The 19,665-nt window shown below is 57.9% G+C and carries 18 protein-coding genes; 4 read left to right on the plus strand and 14 right to left on the minus strand.

Features of this window, described 5'->3' with window-relative positions; genetic code table 11:
• Window positions 1-28: 28 nt before the first annotated feature.
• Complete coding sequence (locus GMO_RS04435; protein WP_008851095.1) at window positions 29-790, minus strand: ABC transporter permease; 762 nt, start codon at window positions 788-790, stop codon at window positions 29-31.
• Window positions 787-1,782, minus strand: a complete 996-nt coding sequence (locus tag GMO_RS04440; RefSeq protein WP_245528426.1) for an ABC transporter ATP-binding protein — start codon at window positions 1,780-1,782, stop codon at window positions 787-789. The genes GMO_RS04435 and GMO_RS04440 overlap by 4 nt, the downstream gene beginning before the upstream one ends.
• A 180-nt stretch (window positions 1,783-1,962) precedes the next feature.
• Here GMO_RS04440 and GMO_RS04445 point away from each other — a divergent pair, with 180 nt between their 5' ends.
• Window positions 1,963-3,210 (plus strand): putative DNA modification/repair radical SAM protein, encoded by a 1,248-nt coding sequence (locus GMO_RS04445; protein ID WP_008851097.1) that lies wholly within the window; start codon window positions 1,963-1,965, stop codon window positions 3,208-3,210.
• Window positions 3,211-3,212: 2 nt separating this feature from the next.
• A complete protein-coding gene (locus GMO_RS04450; protein WP_008851098.1) occupies window positions 3,213-3,995 on the plus strand; it encodes a TIGR03915 family putative DNA repair protein in 783 nt (260 codons plus the stop codon).
• 24 nt (window positions 3,996-4,019) lie between these two features.
• On the opposite strand, the gene GMO_RS04455 is transcribed toward GMO_RS04450, so the two are convergent.
• The 5 genes from GMO_RS04455 to GMO_RS04475 form a co-directional block, all read right to left on the minus strand.
• Window positions 4,020-4,718 carry an NUDIX domain-containing protein gene (locus GMO_RS04455; protein WP_008851099.1) on the minus strand — a complete coding sequence of 233 codons (699 nt, stop codon included), beginning with the start codon at window positions 4,716-4,718 and terminating at the stop codon, window positions 4,020-4,022.
• Between the two features lie 6 nt (window positions 4,719-4,724).
• Entirely contained in the window at window positions 4,725-6,038 is a 1,314-nt protein-coding gene (locus GMO_RS04460) for an ATP-dependent DNA helicase (protein WP_008851100.1), read from the minus strand.
• Window positions 6,039-6,136: 98 nt separating this feature from the next.
• Window positions 6,137-7,138 carry an Lnb N-terminal periplasmic domain-containing protein gene (locus tag GMO_RS04465; RefSeq protein ID WP_008851101.1) on the minus strand — a complete coding sequence of 334 codons (1,002 nt, stop codon included), beginning with the start codon at window positions 7,136-7,138 and terminating at the stop codon, window positions 6,137-6,139.
• Window positions 7,135-9,069 carry a lipase family alpha/beta hydrolase gene (locus GMO_RS04470; RefSeq protein WP_245528427.1) on the minus strand — a complete coding sequence of 645 codons (1,935 nt, stop codon included), beginning with the start codon at window positions 9,067-9,069 and terminating at the stop codon, window positions 7,135-7,137. Before GMO_RS04470 ends, GMO_RS04465 begins: the two co-directional genes overlap by 4 nt.
• 324 nt (window positions 9,070-9,393) lie before the next feature.
• The gene (locus tag GMO_RS04475) at window positions 9,394-10,419 is read right to left on the minus strand and encodes an MYG1 family protein (RefSeq protein WP_040507944.1); all 1,026 of its coding nucleotides are present in this window, start codon (window positions 10,417-10,419) and stop codon (window positions 9,394-9,396) included.
• 353 nt (window positions 10,420-10,772) lie between these two features.
• On the opposite strand from GMO_RS04475, the gene GMO_RS04480 reads away from it, so the two are divergent.
• The gene (locus GMO_RS04480; RefSeq protein ID WP_139064359.1) at window positions 10,773-10,931 is read left to right on the plus strand and encodes an oxysterol-binding protein; all 159 of its coding nucleotides are present in this window, start codon (window positions 10,773-10,775) and stop codon (window positions 10,929-10,931) included.
• Between the two features lie 72 nt (window positions 10,932-11,003).
• Here the strand turns inward: GMO_RS04480 and GMO_RS04485 are convergent, their stop codons facing one another.
• The 4 genes from GMO_RS04485 to pstS form a co-directional block, all read right to left on the minus strand.
• Window positions 11,004-12,287 (minus strand): alpha/beta hydrolase, encoded by a 1,284-nt coding sequence (locus tag GMO_RS04485; protein WP_040507473.1) that lies wholly within the window; start codon window positions 12,285-12,287, stop codon window positions 11,004-11,006.
• Between the two features lie 129 nt (window positions 12,288-12,416).
• Window positions 12,417-13,403, minus strand: coding sequence for a UDP-glucose 4-epimerase GalE (galE, locus tag GMO_RS04490; RefSeq protein WP_008851107.1), 987 nt, complete (start codon window positions 13,401-13,403; stop codon window positions 12,417-12,419).
• Window positions 13,404-13,597: 194 nt separating this feature from the next.
• Window positions 13,598-14,376, minus strand: a protein-coding gene (locus tag GMO_RS13785) for an IS5 family transposase (RefSeq protein WP_217491390.1) whose coding sequence is annotated in 2 segments (ribosomal slippage) — window positions 13,598-14,037 and window positions 14,037-14,376 — 780 coding nt in all. Because the reading frame shifts where the segments join, the coding sequence is not laid out codon by codon here.
• A gap of 89 nt (window positions 14,377-14,465) precedes the next feature.
• Entirely contained in the window at window positions 14,466-15,473 is a 1,008-nt protein-coding gene (pstS, locus tag GMO_RS04500) for a phosphate ABC transporter substrate-binding protein PstS (RefSeq protein ID WP_040507475.1), read from the minus strand.
• A 364-nt stretch (window positions 15,474-15,837) separates the two neighbouring features.
• On the opposite strand from pstS, the gene GMO_RS04505 reads away from it, so the two are divergent.
• Entirely contained in the window at window positions 15,838-17,295 is a 1,458-nt protein-coding gene (locus GMO_RS04505; protein WP_008851110.1) for an NAD-dependent succinate-semialdehyde dehydrogenase, read from the plus strand.
• A gap of 63 nt (window positions 17,296-17,358) precedes the next feature.
• Here GMO_RS04505 and GMO_RS04510 read toward each other — a convergent pair whose 3' ends face one another.
• The 3 genes from GMO_RS04510 to GMO_RS04520 are packed head-to-tail and all read right to left on the minus strand — an operon-like array spanning window position 17,359 to window position 19,663.
• Window positions 17,359-17,937: a PqiC family protein gene (locus GMO_RS04510; RefSeq protein ID WP_008851112.1), complete on the minus strand. Its 579-nt coding sequence runs from the start codon at window positions 17,935-17,937 to the stop codon at window positions 17,359-17,361.
• Window positions 17,934-18,896: an MlaD family protein gene (locus GMO_RS04515; protein WP_008851113.1), complete on the minus strand. Its 963-nt coding sequence runs from the start codon at window positions 18,894-18,896 to the stop codon at window positions 17,934-17,936. The genes GMO_RS04510 and GMO_RS04515 overlap by 4 nt, the downstream gene beginning before the upstream one ends.
• On the minus strand, window positions 18,896-19,663 hold the full coding sequence (locus tag GMO_RS04520) for an ABC transporter ATP-binding protein (protein WP_008851114.1): 768 nt from the start codon (window positions 19,661-19,663) through the stop codon (window positions 18,896-18,898). Before GMO_RS04520 ends, GMO_RS04515 begins: the two co-directional genes overlap by 1 nt.
• Between the last annotated feature and the right edge of the window lie 2 nt (window positions 19,664-19,665).

The raw sequence follows: 19,665 nt of genomic DNA on the forward strand, positions 1-19,665 counted from the left end.
CTCCAGAATTCTGAAAATCAGGTTTGTCTTATCGCTTCAGCTTGTACCCTGTCCGGAAGATCCATGAGACCACACCCAAGCACAGTCCCATGAAAAGCAGCGTCATGGTGAGACTGATGGTCGCCCCGACATCCGATGCGCCATAGAAGCTCCAGCGGAACCCGCTGATCAGATACAGGACAGGATTGAAAAGGGTCACATGCTGCCAGAAGGGTGGCAGGATCCGGATGGAGTAGAAGCTGCCGCCCAGAAAGGTCAGGGGGGTGATGATCAGCGTGGGTACCACGTTGAGCTTTTCGAACGTGTCCGCCCAGATACCAATGATAAAGCCGAAGAGGCTGAAGGTCAGTGCGGTCAGAACCAGAAATGCCACCATCCAGAAGGGATGAAGCACGCTGAACGGAACAAAAAGTCGCGCGGTCACGAGAATGATCGATCCCAGAAGCAGCGCCTTGGTCGCGGCTGCACCGACATAACCGAGCACGATCTCGAAAGGAGAAACTGGTGCGGACAGGATCTCGTAGATTGTGCCAAGATATTTCGGGAAATAGATCCCGAAGGAGGCCGTCGAAATGCTCTGGGTCAGCAGGGAGAGCATGACAAGGCCGGGGACAATGAACGCGCCATAGCTGACGCCATTGACTGGCCCCATATGGCTGCCCATCGCAGCGCCGAAGACAATGAAATACAGAGCTGTCGAGATGACGGGGGAGACAATGCTCTGTACAAGTGTCCGCAGGGTGCGTTGCATCTCGGCGGAGTAGATTGCTCGGACAGCATAGAAATTCATGATGCGCTCCGCACGAGACTGACGAAAATGTCTTCAAGTGAACTCTGCCGCGACTGAAGGCCGCGCAGGGTGATCCCCAACAGGTCAAGCTGGCGCAGAAGACCTGCTATACCGGTATCGTCCGCCTGTGCGTCATAGGAGTATGTCAGTTCCGTCCCATCTTCGGAGAGTTCCAGATGCCAGGGGGCCAGCGCTTCAGGCAGGGCAGGCAGGGACGGGTGGATCCGGAGCAGAAGCTCCGTCCGTCCCAGTTTCCGCATCAGGATCTGCTTGTCTTCGACAAGGGTGATGCGACCGCCATTGATGATACCGATGCGATCGGCCATCTCCTCGGCTTCCTCAATGTAATGTGTCGTGAGGATGATCGTGACACCATCTGCCCGCAACTGGCGCACCATTTCCCACATGTCCCGCCTCAGATCGACATCTACGCCCGCCGTCGGTTCATCCAGAAAAAGGATGCGCGGTTCATGGGCCAGGGCCTTGGCGATCATGACCCGACGCTTCATACCCCCTGAAAGCGCGACAAGTTTGGTGTCCCGCTTTTCCCATAAGGACAGCGTCCGCAGGAGCTTTTCGATATAGGCCGGGTTGGCAGCTTTTCCGAACAGGCCACGGCTGAAACAGGTTGTGTTCCAGACGGTGTCGAAGCTCTCTGTTGTCAGTTCCTGCGGCACCAGTCCGATCTGCCGCCGCGCCGCGCGGTAATCCCGGATGGTATCGTACCCGTTCGCGGCGACCTGTCCGCCCGAAGCCGTAACGATCCCGCAGATGATGCTGATGAGTGTCGTCTTGCCGGCTCCGTTGGGACCAAGCAGCGCGAAGATTTCACCCGGCATGATGTCGAGAGTGATGCCGGACAGGGCTTCGAACCCCGAGGCATACCGTTTCGTCACGTTGCGGATGGCAATGGCTGGCACAGGATCGGTTGCAGCAGCCTGGGAAAAGGGTGCGTCCAGAAAAGGCTGGGTCATGGCTCTCACGACAGTCATCGGTCACGTTCCAGACTGGCACATAAACGTCCGCTGCGCGATCCGGCTTTCATGAGCGGTTAAATTTCTTGAATGGAAATAATTTGTTCTCTATATGTTCTGAATGAGAAGTCCAAGATACAGTCTCCGGAAATGTCACCTCCCGGTCGCGGCGTATCTTCATCATAATGGAACGAAGCAATGGCGCAGACAGGAATCGCCGAGAAACTGACGATCCTTGCCGATGCGGCGAAGTATGATGCGTCCTGTTCTTCTTCCGGCGGCAAAAAGCGGGATTCCCGTTCCGGCAAAGGCATTGGTTCGGTCACGGGAGGAGGGATCTGCCATGCTTATGCCCTGGACGGGCGATGCATCAGCCTGCTAAAAATTCTTCTGACCAACAGCTGTATCTTCGATTGCCATTACTGCATCAACCGGCGGTCGTCGAATGTTCGTCGGGCGCGGTTCACGGCTGCTGAAGTCGTGAAACTCACGCTCGATTTCTATCGCCGCAACTATATTGAAGGACTGTTCCTGTCATCAGGCATTATTCATACGCCTGATTACACCATGGAACAGATCGTTGAGGTCGCACGTGCCCTGCGGGAAGATCATGATTTCCGGGGATACATCCACCTGAAAACCATTCCTGATGCCGATCCGGATCTGGTGAGAAAAGCCGGAGCCTATGCAGACCGGCTGTCCATCAACGTGGAGCTTCCTACGCTGGATGGCCTGCATCGTCTTGCACCGGAGAAATCGGAACAGCGGATTGAAGGCGCGATGGGCAGCCTGTCCTCAGCCATAGAAGACAGCAGGGATGCCCGCCGGCGGTACCGGTCTGCGCCACTCTTCGCGCCGGGCGGACAGTCCACGCAGATGATCGTCGGGGCGGATGCGGCAACGGACCGTGACATCGTCACCCGGGCCGCCACCCTTTACAACCGTTTCGACCTGCGTCGCGTCTATTACTCCGCGTTCAGCCCTATTCCTGATGCGAGTGCGGTTCTTCCGCTCAAACGGCCGCCCCTCCTGCGGGAACATCGCCTCTATCAGTCGGACTGGATGATCCGGTTTTATGATTACAAGCCGCATGAGGTCACGGCCGCAGCCGATCCGGTCACAGGGATGCTTCCGCTCGATATTGACCCGAAACTAGCCTGGGCCTTGCGGTTCCGCCAGAATTTTCCCGTGGACATCAATCGTGCCCCGCGTGAAATGCTGCTGCGTGTGCCTGGTCTGGGGCCCAAGGCCGTGAAATCCATCCTGACGGCCCGCCGCTGGCGAAGCCTGCGTCTCGCGGATGTGGCGCGTCTGACAGTTTCCGTCAGAAAGCTGCGCCCTTTCATCATTACCCAGGACTGGCGGCCAGTTCTGCTGGCGGAAAGTCAGGATCTGCGCGCCATGCTGTTCCCGAAGTCCAGCCAGATGGAACTGTTTGGGGCCTGACGATGACCGTGATCCGGCTGGAAAGGAATGATGATTTCGAAGGATGGCGCGATGCTGCCCGCAGGCTGGCAGCGGCAGATATTCCCGCCGAAGCCGTCATCTGGCAGATCGGCGAAGAGCGGACCGATCTGTTCGGACAGGCCATGTCCCTGCCGGAAGCAGGTTCATCCTTTCACGTTCCCCGCGGTTTCGTCCAGCTGGCGCGGTCCGTCCTGCTTCACAGCAATCCCGAGCGGTTTTCCGAGCTTTACAGCCTGTTGCTGCGTGTCCGGACGCAACCCCACCTCCTTCAGGATCGTGCGGACCGGCAGGTTCACAGACTCTCCCGCCTGTCCCGGGCGATACGCGTCGAGCAGCACAAGATGCATGCCTTCCTGCGTTTCCGGGAAGTGGGAGAAGGCGAAGCGAGACGGTTTGTGGCCTGGTTCGAGCCGGAACATCATATCCTTCGGTCCTGCGCCGCTTTCTTTGTAGATCGCTTTACCACCATGCAATGGTCCATTTTGACCCCGAAGGGATGCCTTCACTGGGACGGGAAAACCGTACAGGAAAGCCCTGCGGCCAGCAGGCAGGATGTTCCGGATTCCGATCCGGTTGAGGCTGTCTGGAAAGACTACTATGCCGCCACCTTCAATCCCGCGCGCCTGAGGTCCAGGGCCATGATGAAGGAAATGCCCCGGAAATACTGGCACAATATGCCGGAGACAGCCCTCATTCCCACCCTGATTGCAGGTGCGCACAAAAGGACCTGTGACATGACGGATCCCGACAGGAAAAAGACCTGAACGCTCTGGACGGATCAGCCAGCCTCAGTGTGGACGCGACTGTCTCTGCTGATAAAGATGCCAGCTCAGAAGGCAATGCGCATTGGGTGTCAGTTCCGGCACAGCTGCAAGGGGAACTACCATCACCTGAGTGGATTCATGTTCGCTCGCCAGACCTGCATGTCTGCCTTGAATCCTGTCCATGTCCTTCCGGTTCAGGATGATGTCCACGGCATAAAGCGTCATCTGTTCATCGCTGCCGCCGGGAGAGAGAAACACTGGCTCCTCCCTGAGCCGGTAAGGCACCCCATGTGTCAGATCGATCCCTGTTTCTTCCTGAAGTTCCCGCAGGGCGGCGGTATCCGCCGTCTCGTCATCTACCATGCCTGCCGGCATGGCCGTGACCATCTGCCCTGCCGGCAGTCGCGCTTCATTTACCAGTACCACGTAGGCCTCTTCAGAATTTTCCCGGACTCTGATGACAGGCATGATGGAAACAGTCGGACCGCGCAGCACGGCGTAGCATGGCATCCGGCGTCCCTCATGCCATGCATCCGCCTCCAGCACGACGAATCCGACCCATCTGCCGAACATCATGACATCGCGCACATGGACCGAACGGAGATCAAAATGGGTCTGGGCCTTCCTGAACCATGTCGCGAAATGGCTGGCTTCAAGGATAGGTTCATGAAGATCCTGTGGAATTGAAGGAGCGAACGTGACTGGGGGAGGCGGGCGATCCATTGGCTTTCAGTCCTTCATGCTGGCGTTGACCAGAAACACCATGTCCGTTGCGCGGGTCAGGGCAACGTAGCAGAGCTGCTGGGTCTCAAGAAGATTGGTGCGGGCCCGTCTGCGGATATCGCCCAGATCCACAAAAACATTCCGGAACGTACTACCCTGTGATGTATGAATGGTCATGGCGTAGATGGGCTGAAGGTTGAGAAGAGCATTCTGGAAAGCAAAACGGTGCTTCCAGCGCTTGTGTTCCTGCTTCGCCTCCTGCACCAGACGTCTGTCCACGGCCTGAAGCGTTCGCGGATCCTGTGGCAGATGAGCCATGATTTCCTCACCATCCAGAGACAGGACCGTCAGTTCCCATGAAGGAAGATCGGCAGTCCATGCCGCCACGGATCCCACGGCTTCGAAACGGTGCTGAAAGCGGGATGGCCTGATGTCCATAACCAGCACCTCTTCATTGGTGGCGATCTGCTGGCGGTTCTTTTCTTCGTCCATCCGCGAAAACGGCGCACGCGCCACGGCCCGTTCACCGGGTGTGAAGGGTTTCTCGGCATCGTCTTTATAACGCCAGAGACGCACCATGCGGTTGATCCGCTCCACCCGCTCATTGGTCCAGCACAGGTAGCGGAAGCTGTCATTGTCCGTTGCGAAATCCTCGGACAGGAAGGCTTTCCGAAGCCAGCCTTCCACGTCCTTGGGCAGGAAAATTCCAGAGCGGTCCTTGCGTGCATCCCGGACCCAGCTCCAGTCGGGCTCCTGTCCCTGGCTTTCCCGAATGTGAGTTGCTGCATCCAGAACAGGATTTCCGGCTGCCTGACGAACGATCGTTTCAAGATGGGACGTGGACGCAATGGAGAAGGAGGGCGAGGCCTCCTCTCCAACAGGAGGAAGCTGGGCCGGATCACCCACAAACAGCACGAAACAGTATCGCAGGAGATCACGGATCCACTGCATCAGCCCCCGGGAAACCATGGAGCATTCATCCACGATCACGACCCCGTCCGGAATCGTCTGCGGGCGTTTGGCGCGAACAAGCGTCGTCCGTCCGCCCTGTGAGGAGGGCTGAAGGCCGAGATGGCTCTGAATGGTCCGACATTCCACGTCTGTACCCACTTTGGAGCGCAGGACCGCCGTTGCCTTGTGGGTTGGAGCCGTAATGACCGTCACAACTTTCCGGTCCGCGAAATGGCGCGCTACCTCGCGCATGAGCGTGGTCTTGCCGCTGCCGGCATAGCCGGTGAGAAGGTGGGTCGGGCGACCGTCCGCATGGGCCTTGATGATTTCGTCGAGAGCGGTTTTCTGGGAAGGCGTAAGCGTGACCATTCCTCTTTTTCTCACACTCACATGCCTGTGCCTATTACCTGATCATGATTTTGCATCGAAAGATCACGATGGCCTTTCCTGATCGGAGCAGGGGACGTTCAGGGGGTCTCCATGGGAAGTCCCACCCGGATCTCGCGGGAATAATCCGGTCCGGGTGTGGCATGGTCTGGACGCCGGATCCGGCTCCGGCGTTTCAGCTCCGGAAATGGCATCTGCGTGTCCAGCAGTCCCAGATCGTAAGCCAGTGACGCCGTATAGCCGCTGAGAAGGACCCGCCAGTCCAGCCTGTATCGCAGGCGGGCCTGCGCGCGCGTCAGAATGCCCGTTGTACAGTTGTCCGTCAGGGTATTGTACCAGGCCGGATGCTGCTTCAGACGGTCGATTTCTGTCAGATAGCTGAGGAAAAGGCGTTCACGCGCCGCGGCTGACAGGCGCACGCGATACAGATAAACCCGCTCCTTACGGATATCCGTCCGTACGCCAATGAGATCCCGCTCATCCGCCGTGACGTAAAAGACTTCGTAGTGATGGAAAAAGCCGGCGATGGTGGAATACCCAAACGCTTTCTGGCGACGCGTTTCGATGGAAATGGCCAGATGCCGTCCGTTCCGGAAACCGAAACTGAGAAAGACATGCGCGATGCTGTTTCCCGCCCAGTAGGATGTTACCAGATCCACCGCGTTCAGATCGTCCAGATTGTAATTCGCGTCATAGTATCGTGGCGTGTAGAGGCTGGGTGTCTGATAGATGAAATTGCGGACATGACGGACGTGAACCAGCCGGTTCTCCATCGTGACGTCGGCAGGAACGGCATATTCGCCTGCCCAGTCCCGTTTGTTCCGGGGAGGGTCGGTGAGGTACCAGGTCAGCCACCCTCCTGTGAAAACCAGCAGTGCGATCTTTCCGGCGCGATACCGGCGCACACGCAGGAGGGCCACACCCAGAAGCGGGAAACAGACTGTCAGCCCATTACGCAGCCCTGCGGGCTCGATGGTGGAATAGTATAATGATGCTGTGCCAAACAGCACCAGGATGGCAAAGCATATGGATGCTATCCAGTTCGCTCTGAACCAGTGGAGAGCCGGATCGTCCCGCTTCATTGGATAGCCAGCCCCGGTTGACGGTCTTCCACTGCTGTGCGGCTGACTGGAATATACATACCCCCGATTTCCGTAATGTCGCGCTGCTGGGGAATATCGGGCAGCGACACCCCGTCATCCTCAAGCTGTTCCAGCAGGATACGGCGGACTTCCGCTATCGTCACGGGATTGGACTGGGTGGAATGGCCGGAATGTCTGACCACCAATTCGGAATTGACATCGGAAATATGGGCACTCTGATAGGCGACAACACCGTCATCGCTCTTTGTGAGCGGCCCGTTTCCCAAGACCGGGATGATCGAATGGGCCTTGATCCCGGGAGCCACAGGAATGGCGGCCAATGACTGAATGAATGAACTCCGGGGGGACATGCCATAGATGCTGCCAATGCGCCATGGGCGCATGTTCAGTTTCCGGCCGTTTGGTGTGCTTGTGAAAACAGCCTTCATGATTTCCTGAACCGTCAGGGGAAACGTCACCATCCGTCCAAGAAACTGTGCGGCGGAAAATCCTGCAAGATAGCTGCCATGCTGAGGCGTGGAGATGAAGATGACGCTTCTGGCTTCCGGCAGCGGAGCAGGAAACAGCGCTTCATAAAGCAGGGTCCTGTCAGCAGGTGAGAGTTTCAGCCTGTTCAGCGGCGTTGAAAGCATCCCGTCCCACAGGCGGTCTTCTGCCTGGATGGTCAGCATCTTGGCCAGAAGTCCACCCTGGCTATGGCCAATCAGCGTCATATGCCCCAGCGCGGGATCGGCTTTGACGCCACCCAGTTGGGAGACTGCTTTTTCAAGGGATTTTCGAAGCTGAAGGGCGGAATACGGGATCGGATTTCCGGTTGCGTATGAGAAGAACCAGAATTCGTAGTGCTCACGGATCTTAGGATCTTCCAGCAGGTCATTCGCCATGTCCGCCCAGCGGGCCGCGCTTGACGCCGTACCATGGATCAGGACAACCGGACGATGCCCATATTGGTGAGGCTCGATCGCCAGAAGCTGGGGACGGGTTCCGTTGTCGAACAGTCGCCCGTCCAGAAATCCCCTGTATTCTACAGACCAGTCCATAGCATCACCCAAGCTCAGGGCGCGGGCTGCCGTCGGATCGAATTGAAGCGGAAAAGCCCGGGATGAGGCGGCATCATCTACAGATGTCAGTCTGAAATGCCCTTCAACATGGCTGGAAAGAACGCTGTCTCGCGGATGGTTGACCGTCAGGAGAAGATTCATTGGGACGCGCAGCTTGTCGAAAATCTGGAAAGAGCGGCTTTCCTGCGTCGTCAGGTGGGGCAGGGCGGCGACCGGTTCTCCCAGACCGGACTGGGTATAAACGTTTCGGAAGCCCCGGACATCAGAACGGCTCAGCGGGCGGAGATCAGTAATGGCATGACTGTGCCATGTGGGGTCCGGTTGAGCCGGTGTCAGGTCAACCATGGCAAAGGGAAGCTGCCAGCGCTGGGGAGACAGGCTGATGGGTGAGCCCAGGGCTTCGGTCAGCCCGAACATGTAGATATCACAGGCCTGCCGGAACTGTGGTGCGTAAGGGCTGGGGCGTTCCTGTGGGGGTGCGTCCGGGTTGAGATAGGCATAGGCATACAGGGCCGCTGCCATGAAGGCTGCGCGGTCCGCATGACGGCGGCCGGACTGATAACTGAGTTCCGCCAGTGCAAACAGGTGAGCGGGAAAATCGGGGGCGTTGACATGCCGCTGGGTCAGAAGGCGCAACGTCACGACAGCCTGCGCCGGCTGATATCTCCAGACTGAAAGAAGGTTTTCATGCCGGAGCGTAATGCGGGTTGTATCGCTCAGGACGTCCCCACCCAGCGCACTGTGGCTGCGGGCGTTATAAGCATCCGTCAGAGAGAGCTGATGGACGGAGACGGGCGCAGCACACCCACTCAGAACCAGCATTGCCAGAAGGACGGGAAGCTTTTTCATGGCAATTCGCCCGCGGCATGTGTTCCGGCTCATGGATTGATTCATAACGAGGCCGGTGGATTTCACAAACCGGCATCTTTTCTTGGCGTGACGCTCAGGATCGGAGACATTGTGGGGAGCACGATGAGTGCTGGCCAGATCGGTCAGAAAGATCTGGATACGCCGGGTGTTCTGAGCGCCGATATTCCGTCAGCCAGCAGAAAGGGAGGCAAACAGTGTTCTGTCTGCCCCGATGGCTCCCCGACGTCACGGGAGGCTCGGACCAGATGTCCATACCTCCAGTGAATGGACGCTGCGACCTGTCGGTCATTGGGGTAGGTCGTTTCAGGCTTTCTGTTCTGCTGCGTCGATTTCCAGAGCCAGGCGCGCCATGTCTATCGCGCCCTGACGGCTGCCTGCTCCGCAGATGAAACGTGCCGGATGAGCAAAAACAGCGTCCGGCACGCCTGAGATCTCGGCCAGCGCCTTTTTCTCAAGTCCGCCCCATGCTTCAGGCAGGGAAACCCGCTGACCGAAATCCCCACGCACTGGAGGAACCGCTTTCACGTTCCACTGCTCCGGCCCGGCAGGAGACACGACATAAACCACGGGAAGATCGTGCTCGAAAATCACTTTCTCCGTCGGCATTCCCGTCTCCATGACCAGAATGCGTTTGTCCTGCGCCTGTTCATAAGCCTGCAATACCCGGGATGCGGCCTTCAGGCTGGCGCGGACGCGATCAACGGTATTGGTCAGGTGCGAGGCAACGGCAAACGCGGCATTCGCGAAGCCCTGAGCCTCGCGTCGGGTGGCTTCTTGTCGGCCGTAAAGTTCAACCGTGTCCCAAGGGGGGCTGCAGGCCGAGACGATATCCGCCAGAGACAGCTTTCCCATTTTTGCAACACCGTTGTCGTCCTGATCAATCGGCAGGATGAGGGATTTGTCGATGGCTCGCCAGATGGCGGTGACTGTGGTGTCATCAACGGGTGTCGTCAGAAGATTGCGGATGGCTGCCTGTCCATAATCTTTCCATAGCAGCCCCGCGGCACTGTACGGGGTTCCATCTTCGCGTAATGGTTTGTCTCGCATGTGATGGTCATACCGTCCCCTGACAGGTTCATGCACAGCCCCCACATCGAACACAAGGTCCGCAGCGGCAATACGCTCCGGCGCGCGTGTCCGCACGAATTCCAGCCTGTCGCCGTCTGCCTTCCCGTTCAGGACACGACCACGCAGGTCTCCCTCTGGCGAAAGAGCGTAGTGAAGAATGACGTAACCCATCGTTTCGTCGAGATGAAAATTCCCGGAATGAGTCAGACTGACGATCGGACGAGCATTCTGTTCAAAGCCAATCGGGGTGTAATCTGGCATCTGTAAAACCTGCTGATGGACAAGAAGGGACAATGTGTGCGCCCTCTCATGCCTGACCCATCGTGCAGACGCAATCCGACGAACGCACGCACAGGATGTCAGGGCATATCCGGGAATAAAGACCTGGTCCCCGGATACACATGCTGGACTTTTCGCGGACGGGTATTTTACTTTTCAACGGCTATCTGGCTGTCAGACATAAACGCGGGTCAGGCATCCAGCACTGGAAAAGGCAGGTAGTCTGACCCATATCCACACTGGACAGTACGGGAATGTCTTGCTTCTTCACTGTGAAGATCAAGATTCCCGAAGGCTGTCACGCAGGGCAACCAGCATCTGACAAGGAAACGGATATGACCGAGCATTCCCACACCCTCCCGTCCCAGCAGGCTCTGAAACATCGTCTGGAAGATGTTCAGCGTAAACTGGCTCGCGCGGAGAAAGAAAACTCTGAACATGCTCACGCCCTGCGGGCCGAAGTGAAGAAACTCGAAGCCCAGCTTCAGGACTGATCTGCGTCGGCACGGTCAGCGTCCTGTTGGTTACTCTGCTGGCCGTGCTTTCACAGAATGAAAATGGTTTGTTCAGGGTTGGTTTTTGTAACCCTGCCATGTCCAGACGAGCGCCTCGGGAAGGGTCTGTTCAATGGTCGGCCCGTCAACATGACCAGCGTTCCGGGAAAACACGAACTGGTAGTCATACCCTTTGGCGGCAAAAACGCGGGCCATGTCCTCACTGGCCAGAACCCAGTCATGCATTCCGTCAGGCATGAGACCTCCCGGATAGAAGAGGTCCTGATCTCCTGCTTCAAACCAGAAACGGATCGGCTTGCGCGGCGCGTTGGGAACAAGCGCGGCTCCTGCCTCGTTCCCTGATGCCTTCGGGTTTCCCGCCCAGGCATCATGAAACTGCCAGGCCCCGCCGGGCAGACGCGGATCATGCGGCCATTGCTGATTGGTCAGTGTCGGCGAATAAGCCAGAACCCGATGGTAAAGCTGTGGCCGGAACCATGCCATGCTGAAAGCCGCGGCTCCACTGGAACTGACGCCCATGGTCGCTCGCCCATCCGGATCGTGTGTCAGCTTTACGCTGGCCTGACGTTCCACCCGGGGCAGGACTTCCTGCTCAACCCAGTCTGCATAGGTTCCGGAAGCCGTGTCATATTCACGCCCCCGTTCACTGCCCTGTGCATCCTGACCCCCCGCTCCGATCCCGATGGCAATGAGGGGTGGAAGGCGGTGCTGGCTGATCAGGACATCCAGAATGGCAAACAGATCGCGCCCCGGGTAAACGCCATCCGAACCGCCATCACCAAAGACAAGGAACGGTGCTGCCGCGCCCGCCCGGTACTGAACTGGCACATAAACATCAATCTGTCGGCTCCATGGGCCAGGATGGCTGTTATGAAGCTGAAGACTGGATGGATCATGCTGCAGTGCATACGGGGCAAAAGGAGAGCCATCCGGACAGCGCGCGCCGTCATCCCTGATGATCCCCGGACTGAAAAGAATGCTCTGATCCGAACGCAGGGTAAAACTCGTGACCCTGCCATGAGGAACCGATGCTGCCTCGGTAAATTCAAAAGGCAGGTCATGTGTTGGCCCAAGGACAAAATTGCCGTTCCGGTCTACGGGAGGCAGAACACCATCAGCCAGATCCTGCGCAACGGGATAATTGGGGCTATGCGGGTCGCGGGTTGGGGGATGGGTGGCCCCGTTCAGATGGGTGGTGTCGATAAAGAAGGGCTGGTTTGCATTGGAAAGATTGGGAGCCGGCTGTTCCCCCGGGCCGGGCGCACCACACCCTGCCTGAGCCTGAAATGCCATCAAAAGACTGGCTGTGACAGCAAGCAGGGGCAGAGTTCTCATGGTCTATCCTGGATCCAGACGTAAGGATGGCTTCTCGGACGCAATGTTAACGTACTATGTCCATCCGGCAAAAGGGCAGGGCCGGTTGCTTAGTCTTATGCTTCCCGGCACCAATACCGCCTGACAGGTTCAGTCCTGGTATCCCTCAGGATGCGCTTCACGCCACTTCAGGGCGGTTTCAACGATACGATCCAGTTCCCCGAACCGGGGTGTCCAGCCCGTCTCCCTGCGCAAGGTCGTAGAATCGGCAACAAGCATGGCCGGGTCGCCCTGCCTGCGCGGGGCCGCTTCCCAAGGCACCTTTCGTCCGCTGACCCGTTCCACGCTCTGGATGACCTCCAGATTGGAGTACCCGTGTCCGTTGCCGATGTTGTAGACGACGCTTCGGCTGTCTATCTGGGCCAGTGCCCTGATATGGGCGTCCGCCAGATCCGTAACATGGATATAATCCCGTACGCAGGAGCCATCAGGCGTGGGATAATCCGTGCCGAAAAGCCTGAGCGGAGGGCGACGTTCCAGTGCGGCATCAATTGTCAGAGGAATCAGATGTGTTTCCGGGCGGTGATCTTCCCCGGCGCGCCCCTGCGGGTCCGCGCCTGCGGCATTGAAATACCGGAGGCAGGCACTGCGAAGGCCATGGATTGCATCCGCCCAGTACAATACCCGTTCGATCATGAACTTGCTTTCACCGTAAGGCGAACCCGGCTGCACAGGGGCATTTTCCGGTATTGGTGCTGAGCGTTCCGGGCCTCCGAAAAGCGCCGCGGTAGATGAAAATACGATTTTTTTTACGCCACTCTCTGCACTGGCCTGAACCAGATTAAGGGCAGTCAGGTAATTCTGACGCAGATAATGGAACGGTTCGCGCATGCTGTCGCCCACCAGGGAAAGTGCCGCAAAATGCAGAACTCCATCCCAAGGCCCCTGAGAAACAACATTGCGTGTTGCATCAAGATCGATCAGGTCAACATGATGAAAGGGAATGCCGGGCGGCACGGCGGCACGGTGTCCGGTGCTGAGGTTATCCAGAACGACAACATCATGGCCTTGGTCCAGAAGCGCCAGAACAACGTGGCTTCCGACAAAACCCGCTCCTCCGGTAACAAGATACCGCATTCAGACCTGACCTTTCAGAAACAATGACTTTAAAACAGCACAGTCTTTCTTATCTCAGAAAAAATTTTGCTTCAAACAGGGCGTCTCCGGCAAATGGGCATATCGTATGTTCAGGAAAATTGAGCCGAGATTACGCATAAAATAAAGGCCTCTCTCCGGTCCTGATTGAGAGAACGGACAGAGGCTAGGGCCTGTTAGGCCTTGATATAGTCTGCTGTAGCCGCGATGAGGATGACAGAGAGAAAGGACGCGGCTTTCTTTTCGTATCGGGTCGCGACAGCCCGCCACTCCTTGAGCCTTGCCCACAGGTTTTCGACCAGGTGCCGGTGTCTGTAAGCCCATCTGGGACAGGCGACTTCTGGATCATTCCTCCTTGGCGGGACGACAGGACGAGATCCACGGTTCCAAAGATCTTCACGGAATTTATTTGAAGCATACCCACGATCGCAAACGACATAGATTGGTGGGTGTGGCAGAGCGTCAAGCAGGGCGTAGGCACACGGCAGTTCGTGCGCCTGTCCGGGTGACAGCGTGAAGGACAGTGCCCTGCCATGACTGTCCGCAGCTACACAGACCTTGGTGCCAAATCCTCCACGTGAGCGGCCAAGAGCCTCACGATCCTTTCGGCGTTCTCTGTGCCCCCTTTTTTAGCCGCTCCGGCTGCCTTGTGATGGGCACGGATCGTCGTGCCATCGAGAAAGACCATGCCGAGGGCCTGATCCCTGTCTTTGACCTTTTCAAAGAGGCGCTCCCACACCCCAAGCTTCGACCAGCGAATGAACAACTGTGCGGCAATCCACCAGGGACCAAACTCAGATGGCAGGGCGCGCCACTTCGCGCCGTTTTGATGGCGCCAGAAAATCGCGGATATCGTCCGTCGAAGATTCTTCGGCGGGGTCTTGCCCTTCGGGCGGACCTCCTCGATCAAAGGCTCCCAGACGGACCATGCGGTATCGGAAAAAACAGACTGCATCATGCTCATCATAAACAGCTATGCAGTCCGTTCTGTCATTCAAGGTCTAACAGGCCCTAGGGTTTTGCATTCGGGCGTGAACGCCTGTTTTACTTCGGCCAGTGTGCCATTACGTCGGTTCGGACGCTCTGGGGCAGGCTGACATAATCAAGCCGGGTATTGTCCGCATCGCCGTGTGCAAAGCCCCATGCGAAGAAATCGTGAACCGCCTTTCCTCTTTCCGCGTTGGACGGATTGGTGGGAACCAGCACGAAGGTCGCCGTCACGATCGGCCAAGCTCCGGCGCCATCCGTATCTAGAAGATTGACGGCATAATGATCTGCATGCACCCAGTCAGCGGCCCGCGTTGCTTCGGAGAAGCTCTGCAGGCTGGGGAAGACAAACGCTCCGGAATGATTTTTCAGCTGGGTCACGTTCAGGTGGTTCTGCCTAGCATAGGAATATTCCACATATCCCACAGCGCCTTCGGTTTGCTTCACCATCGCTGCAACGCCATCGTTGCCGCGGGCACCTGCTCCTCCGATCCAGGAGACGGACGTTCCGCTTCCAAGCTTCTGTTTCCACGATGGCGAGACCTGCGCCAGATAGGACGTGAAGGCAAAGGTGGTTCCCGATCCGTCAGCACGATGAATGGGGGCCACATCCGTGTCAGGGAGCGTGATGCCAGGGTTGAGGGCCTTGATGCGGGCATCGTCCCATTCCGTGATTTCGCCTGAATACAGGGCTGCCAGCGTCGGGCCATCCAGACGCAGGCTTCCAGGCTTGATCCCGGGAACGTTGGCGACAACAACAATACCGCTCATGACCGTTGGGAACTGGTACAGGTGCTCGGAAGCAAGGCGTGTTCCGGCCATGGGCTTGTCTGACGCGCCAAAGTCGACGGTGCGCGCGATGATCTGATCCTGGCCGCCGCTTGAGCCGACACTCTGGTAATTGACGGCGATGCCAGTCTGGCTTCTGGAGTCTGCACCCCATGCCCCATAGATGGGCGCCGCGAAGCTGGAACCGGCGCCTGTGATGTCAGCGGCCCGGCTGACGTTTATGGACAGACTGGACACTGCAAGGAGACCGAAAATCGCAATGCTGACCTTGCTCATGAAGAGACCCTTTATGGAACCGGTTGGAAACATCCTCTAGGTAACGGGACTGCCCGGGAGCGAACAGGCGAATATTCATGATAGTTTTATGACAGACAGTCTCCGGGAGGATTGGCAAAGAAGGTGCCGCTTCTGTCTTCGGGACATTGTTTGTCATTTAGTGTCCCGGGGAAATATCCTTTTTCCTTCCTTTTGTAAAAACTGTTTTCTGCAGACGTATTTTACTTCCGACAGGCGGATGCCTGCATGACATACATCATCATGATCTGCACAAATTCCTGAGGATGTCCGGTTTTGCAGGGTTTCCGGTTTGGTCTGGAGAGAATTCAGGGTATTCTCGGAGCAGTTTCTGGGAGTTCCTAACATGACGTTTCATCTGAATGATCCTGATCTTTTTCGTGAACAGGCTTTTCTTTCCGGAAACTGGGAACACTCTGCCAGTGGCCGGACGATGGGTGTTGATAACCCCGCCACGGGCAAGGTGATCGGCACCATTCCGGCCTGTACGGCAGAAGAGACCAGAAGCGCCATCGAAGCCGCGGCGGCTGCTCAGGTGAAATGGCGGCAGAGTTCCGCAGCGGAGCGGTCCGCCCTGTTGATGGGGTGGTACGGGCTGATGCAGGAACATGCTGACGATCTGGCGCATATCATGACGCTGGAGCAGGGCAAGCCGCTGGCGGAAGCGCGGGGGGAAGTCACTTATGCGGCGTCTTTCCTGAAATGGTTTGCGGCGGAGGCGGAGCGCCTTCAGGGAGAGACTTTGATCCCGGCACCGGATCGCAGGGTTCTTGTTCTCCGGGAGCCCGTTGGCGTGACGGCCTCCGTGACGCCCTGGAATTTCCCGCTCGCCATGATTACCCGCAAATGTGCCCCGGCTCTTGCTGCCGGATGCAGCATGGTCATCAAGCCATCCGAACTGACGCCGTTCTCCGCGCTGGCTCTGGCTGTGCTGGCTGAACGTGCCGGGCTGCCGAAGGGGCTTCTGTCTGTCGTGACGGGACATGCACGGGAGATCGGGCCGGAACTGACGGAAAATCCCACAGTCCGCAAGCTCTCCTTTACAGGATCGACGGCTGTTGGGGCCCTGCTCATGGAGCAGTCGGCCAGGACGATCAAGCGCCTGAGTCTGGAGCTTGGAGGTAATGCTCCGGTCATCGTGTTCGATGATGCGGATCTGGATGTTGCTGTTGCAGGCACGATGGTGAGCAAATTCCGCAATGCCGGGCAGACCTGCGTCTGTGCAAACCGTGTCTATGTTCAGGGTGGGATCTATGATGCTTTCCTTGAAAAAATTGCCCGGGATATCGGTACGCTGAAGACCGGAGATGGGTTTGAGCCTGCGAGCCAGATCGGGCCGCTGATCAATGACGCTGCGGTTGAAAAGGTCAGGAAGCAGGTGGAGGATGCCGTGTCCAAGGGGGCGCGGATTGTCGGTCGTCCGCTGACGGTTCGGGGGCGTTTCGTCGAGCCTGTGCTTCTGGCGGATGTAACGTCCGAGATGCTGATTGCACGCGAGGAGACCTTCGGACCTGTTCTGCCGCTGTTCAGGTTCGGGAAGGAAGAAGAGGCGGTCCGGCAGGCCAATGCCACGCCTTTCGGGCTGGCGGGCTATTTCTTTACGCAGGATGTTGATCGCGCGTGGCGTGTCGGGACGGCTCTGGATTTTGGCATAGTTGGCCTGAATACGGGGTCTGTCTCGCTGGTGTCCGCGCCCTTTGGCGGTGTGAAGCATTCAGGACTGGGCCGGGAAGGGGGAACGCATGGCATCGAAGAATTTCTGACGGTCAAAAGCTTTCATATGGCCGTGAAAAACCATGCTTGAGGTACTGAGGCGCGTAGTCTTTTGACCTGACCCGTCGGAGAGAACCGCCGGGCCTTTCGGGACTCAGGGCGTCGGCTGGGTCTGCGCAAGGCGGCTGGCAAGTTGCTGGACCAGATTGCGTGTCAGATCCGCGTTTTCCATGTCAGATGACACGGCGCCACGGACGGAAAAAATGCCCCGGTTTTTCAGGACGGGATGGTTCTCGTCCCTGGGAACGAAGGCCCAGTCTGCTTCCAGCGTGCCCTGACCCTGGCTGTCGAGGTCCAACCGTGTGATGTTGATGACCAGCCGGACATCCGGTGTGGTGATGCTCTGGCTCTGTGTTGTCACGAGGCATGATGGCCAGCTTTTTGCCAGATGGGCGGTGATCAGGTCCGTAATCCCCTGCGAAAGGCGGCTTCCCCAGCGTCCTGAAGCGCTGCGTTCCAGCTGGCTGCCGTCCCGGACAATCATGTCCTGCGTATCGAGATAATCCGGCAGATTGACCCGTGCGATCGCGATAACAGGCGCATTGGCGGGGAGTGTGCTGTCATCATGGGAGATGGCCGGTGCGCCAAGCGTGTAGAACCGCAGGGGCGGGGATGCGCAGCCACTGAGAGTAACGAGCATGAAGGCCGAGACCGTGAGGGGAAGAACTCTCATTGACGACGTCCTGTCAGCAGCAGTTGTGGGTTGCGTTCCACGTCATTGGCGAAACCGCGCATGGCGGAGGCGGCGGCGGCAAGATCTCTCAGACTGGCTTCAAGATTGGCGCGGTCCGCGGAGCGGGGGGAGGTCATGGTCTGGATATTGTTCAGGGCCCGTCCGGCCTGCTGGATGCTTTCGTTGCTGTTCTGGAGCAGGGCATGAAGTTCACGTCCGCGCGCGTCCAGCTGGTTGCTGCCTGTTACGGCCAGATGGTCGATGGCGGCCAGGGCATGAGCCAGTTCGGGCTGAAGCTGGATGACCAGTTGCCGGGCGGAGTCCACCATGTCCCGGCTATGGTCGGAGGTCTGGCGGACGCTTGCGACCAGCGGCGGCAGGTCGTGATCCAGCTGATCTGAAAGGTGGCGCACGGCTGCCAGGGTGGCGGTCGCGTTGTCTGACAGTTGCTTCAGGGGCAGGTCCTGAAGGCTTTTGGTCATGGCTTCCAGCGTGGACTGACGCGTGGGAATTTCAGTGAAATGCGTGATCCCGGGATGGAAGACGGGTTTGATGTCCGGCACGAAATCCAGATCGATTTCCGACGTGCCGGTGACAAAGCTCTTGAGGTTCATCTCGCCCTGAAGGCCCTGTTTCACCAGTTCTTTCAGGCTGGGGAGATGCCCGTGGGCGCTGTTGGTCAGGGTAATGTTGTCAGGGCGGACGGTGACGTACACAGGGATATAGGCGTCGCGCGTGGCGGGATTGTATTCGATTACCACCCGGTCCACTGCGCCGACCTGAACGCCCCGGAAGGTGACGGGAGAGCCGACGGACAGCCCGGAAGATGCCCCGTGGAAGATCAGGACCGCTTTTTCCGTATGCGTAAAGGGATGGAAATTTCCGAACAGGACGAAGGCGCCGACCAGCAGGCCAATCCCTCCCAGAACGAACGCGCCGACAAGGGTCTGCCTGTTCATCAGTTATTTCCTTTTACGTCGCGCTCACGGTGCATGAAGGCATGAACCAGTGGGTTCTCGCAATGATCACGCAGGTCGCACGGGGAGCCATGGGCTATCGGGGTTTTGGTTATGGCATCAAGAAAGATGCCGTCATCGGCAATATGGAAGAGACTGGAGAGTTCGTGGCTGACAATGACAACCGTGGCGCCCAGTCCGTCACGCAGGTTCAGGATCAGGTCATCCAGCCGGGCTGACGTGATGGGATCGAGGCCAGCGGAAGGTTCATCAAAGAACAGGATGCTGGGATCAAGGGCCAGCGCCCGCGCGAGACCGGCCCGTTTGCACATGCCGCCACTGATTTCCGACGGGTACAGGTCGATGGCCTGCAACATGCCCACGAAACCCAGTTTCAGCTCCACCAGCCTGCGTATGACACCGGGTTTGAGGTCCGTGAACATCTGCAGGGGCAGGGCGACGTTCTCGCCAATGGTCATGGAGCTCCACAGCGCCCCGCTCTGGAACAGGACGCCGAAACGATGGTTGATCTCGGTGCGTAGGGCGCTCGATCCGCTCCAGTAGTCGGTGCCTTCCACCTTGTAATCGCCGGCGGAGGGTCGCAGAAGACCGATCATGCTTTTGAGAAGGGTGCTCTTGCCGCAGCCGGACCCGCCCATGACCGCGAAAATGCTGCCTTTGCGAACATCCAGCGAAATGTTCTTCTGGATGACTTTCGGTCCGAAAGAGAGCGTTATGTCACGCAGGGAGAGAACAGGCTGCTCGCTCATGA

The sequence above is a fragment of the Gluconobacter morbifer G707 genome (assembly GCF_000234355.1).
GTDB lineage: Bacteria > Pseudomonadota > Alphaproteobacteria > Acetobacterales > Acetobacteraceae > Gluconobacter > Gluconobacter morbifer.

What these genes read in the sequence shown, in the direction of transcription:
- GMO_RS04475 (WP_040507944.1), bottom strand. Translation starts at nt 10,419, where the DNA reads ATGCCAGATTACACCCCGATTGGCTTTGAACAGAATGCTCGTCCGATC.
- GMO_RS04445 (WP_008851097.1), top strand. Translation starts at nt 1,963, where the DNA reads ATGGCGCAGACAGGAATCGCCGAGAAACTGACGATCCTTGCCGATGCG.
- galE (WP_008851107.1), bottom strand. Translation starts at nt 13,403, where the DNA reads ATGCGGTATCTTGTTACCGGAGGAGCGGGTTTTGTCGGAAGCCACGTT.
- GMO_RS04440 (WP_245528426.1), bottom strand. Translation starts at nt 1,782, where the DNA reads ATGACTGTCGTGAGAGCCATGACCCAGCCTTTTCTGGACGCACCCTTT.
- GMO_RS04505 (WP_008851110.1), top strand. Translation starts at nt 15,838, where the DNA reads ATGACGTTTCATCTGAATGATCCTGATCTTTTTCGTGAACAGGCTTTT.
- GMO_RS04510 (WP_008851112.1), bottom strand. Translation starts at nt 17,937, where the DNA reads ATGAGAGTTCTTCCCCTCACGGTCTCGGCCTTCATGCTCGTTACTCTC.
- GMO_RS04460 (WP_008851100.1), bottom strand. Translation starts at nt 6,038, where the DNA reads ATGGTCACGCTTACGCCTTCCCAGAAAACCGCTCTCGACGAAATCATC.
- GMO_RS04455 (WP_008851099.1), bottom strand. Translation starts at nt 4,718, where the DNA reads ATGGATCGCCCGCCTCCCCCAGTCACGTTCGCTCCTTCAATTCCACAG.
- GMO_RS04470 (WP_245528427.1), bottom strand. Translation starts at nt 9,069, where the DNA reads ATGAAAAAGCTTCCCGTCCTTCTGGCAATGCTGGTTCTGAGTGGGTGT.
- GMO_RS04465 (WP_008851101.1), bottom strand. Translation starts at nt 7,138, where the DNA reads ATGAAGCGGGACGATCCGGCTCTCCACTGGTTCAGAGCGAACTGGATA.
- GMO_RS04435 (WP_008851095.1), bottom strand. Translation starts at nt 790, where the DNA reads ATGAATTTCTATGCTGTCCGAGCAATCTACTCCGCCGAGATGCAACGC.
- GMO_RS04450 (WP_008851098.1), top strand. Translation starts at nt 3,213, where the DNA reads ATGACCGTGATCCGGCTGGAAAGGAATGATGATTTCGAAGGATGGCGC.
- pstS (WP_040507475.1), bottom strand. Translation starts at nt 15,473, where the DNA reads ATGAGCAAGGTCAGCATTGCGATTTTCGGTCTCCTTGCAGTGTCCAGT.
- GMO_RS04485 (WP_040507473.1), bottom strand. Translation starts at nt 12,287, where the DNA reads ATGAGAACTCTGCCCCTGCTTGCTGTCACAGCCAGTCTTTTGATGGCA.
- GMO_RS04515 (WP_008851113.1), bottom strand. Translation starts at nt 18,896, where the DNA reads ATGAACAGGCAGACCCTTGTCGGCGCGTTCGTTCTGGGAGGGATTGGC.
- GMO_RS04480 (WP_139064359.1), top strand. Translation starts at nt 10,773, where the DNA reads ATGACCGAGCATTCCCACACCCTCCCGTCCCAGCAGGCTCTGAAACAT.
- GMO_RS04520 (WP_008851114.1), bottom strand. Translation starts at nt 19,663, where the DNA reads ATGAGCGAGCAGCCTGTTCTCTCCCTGCGTGACATAACGCTCTCTTTC.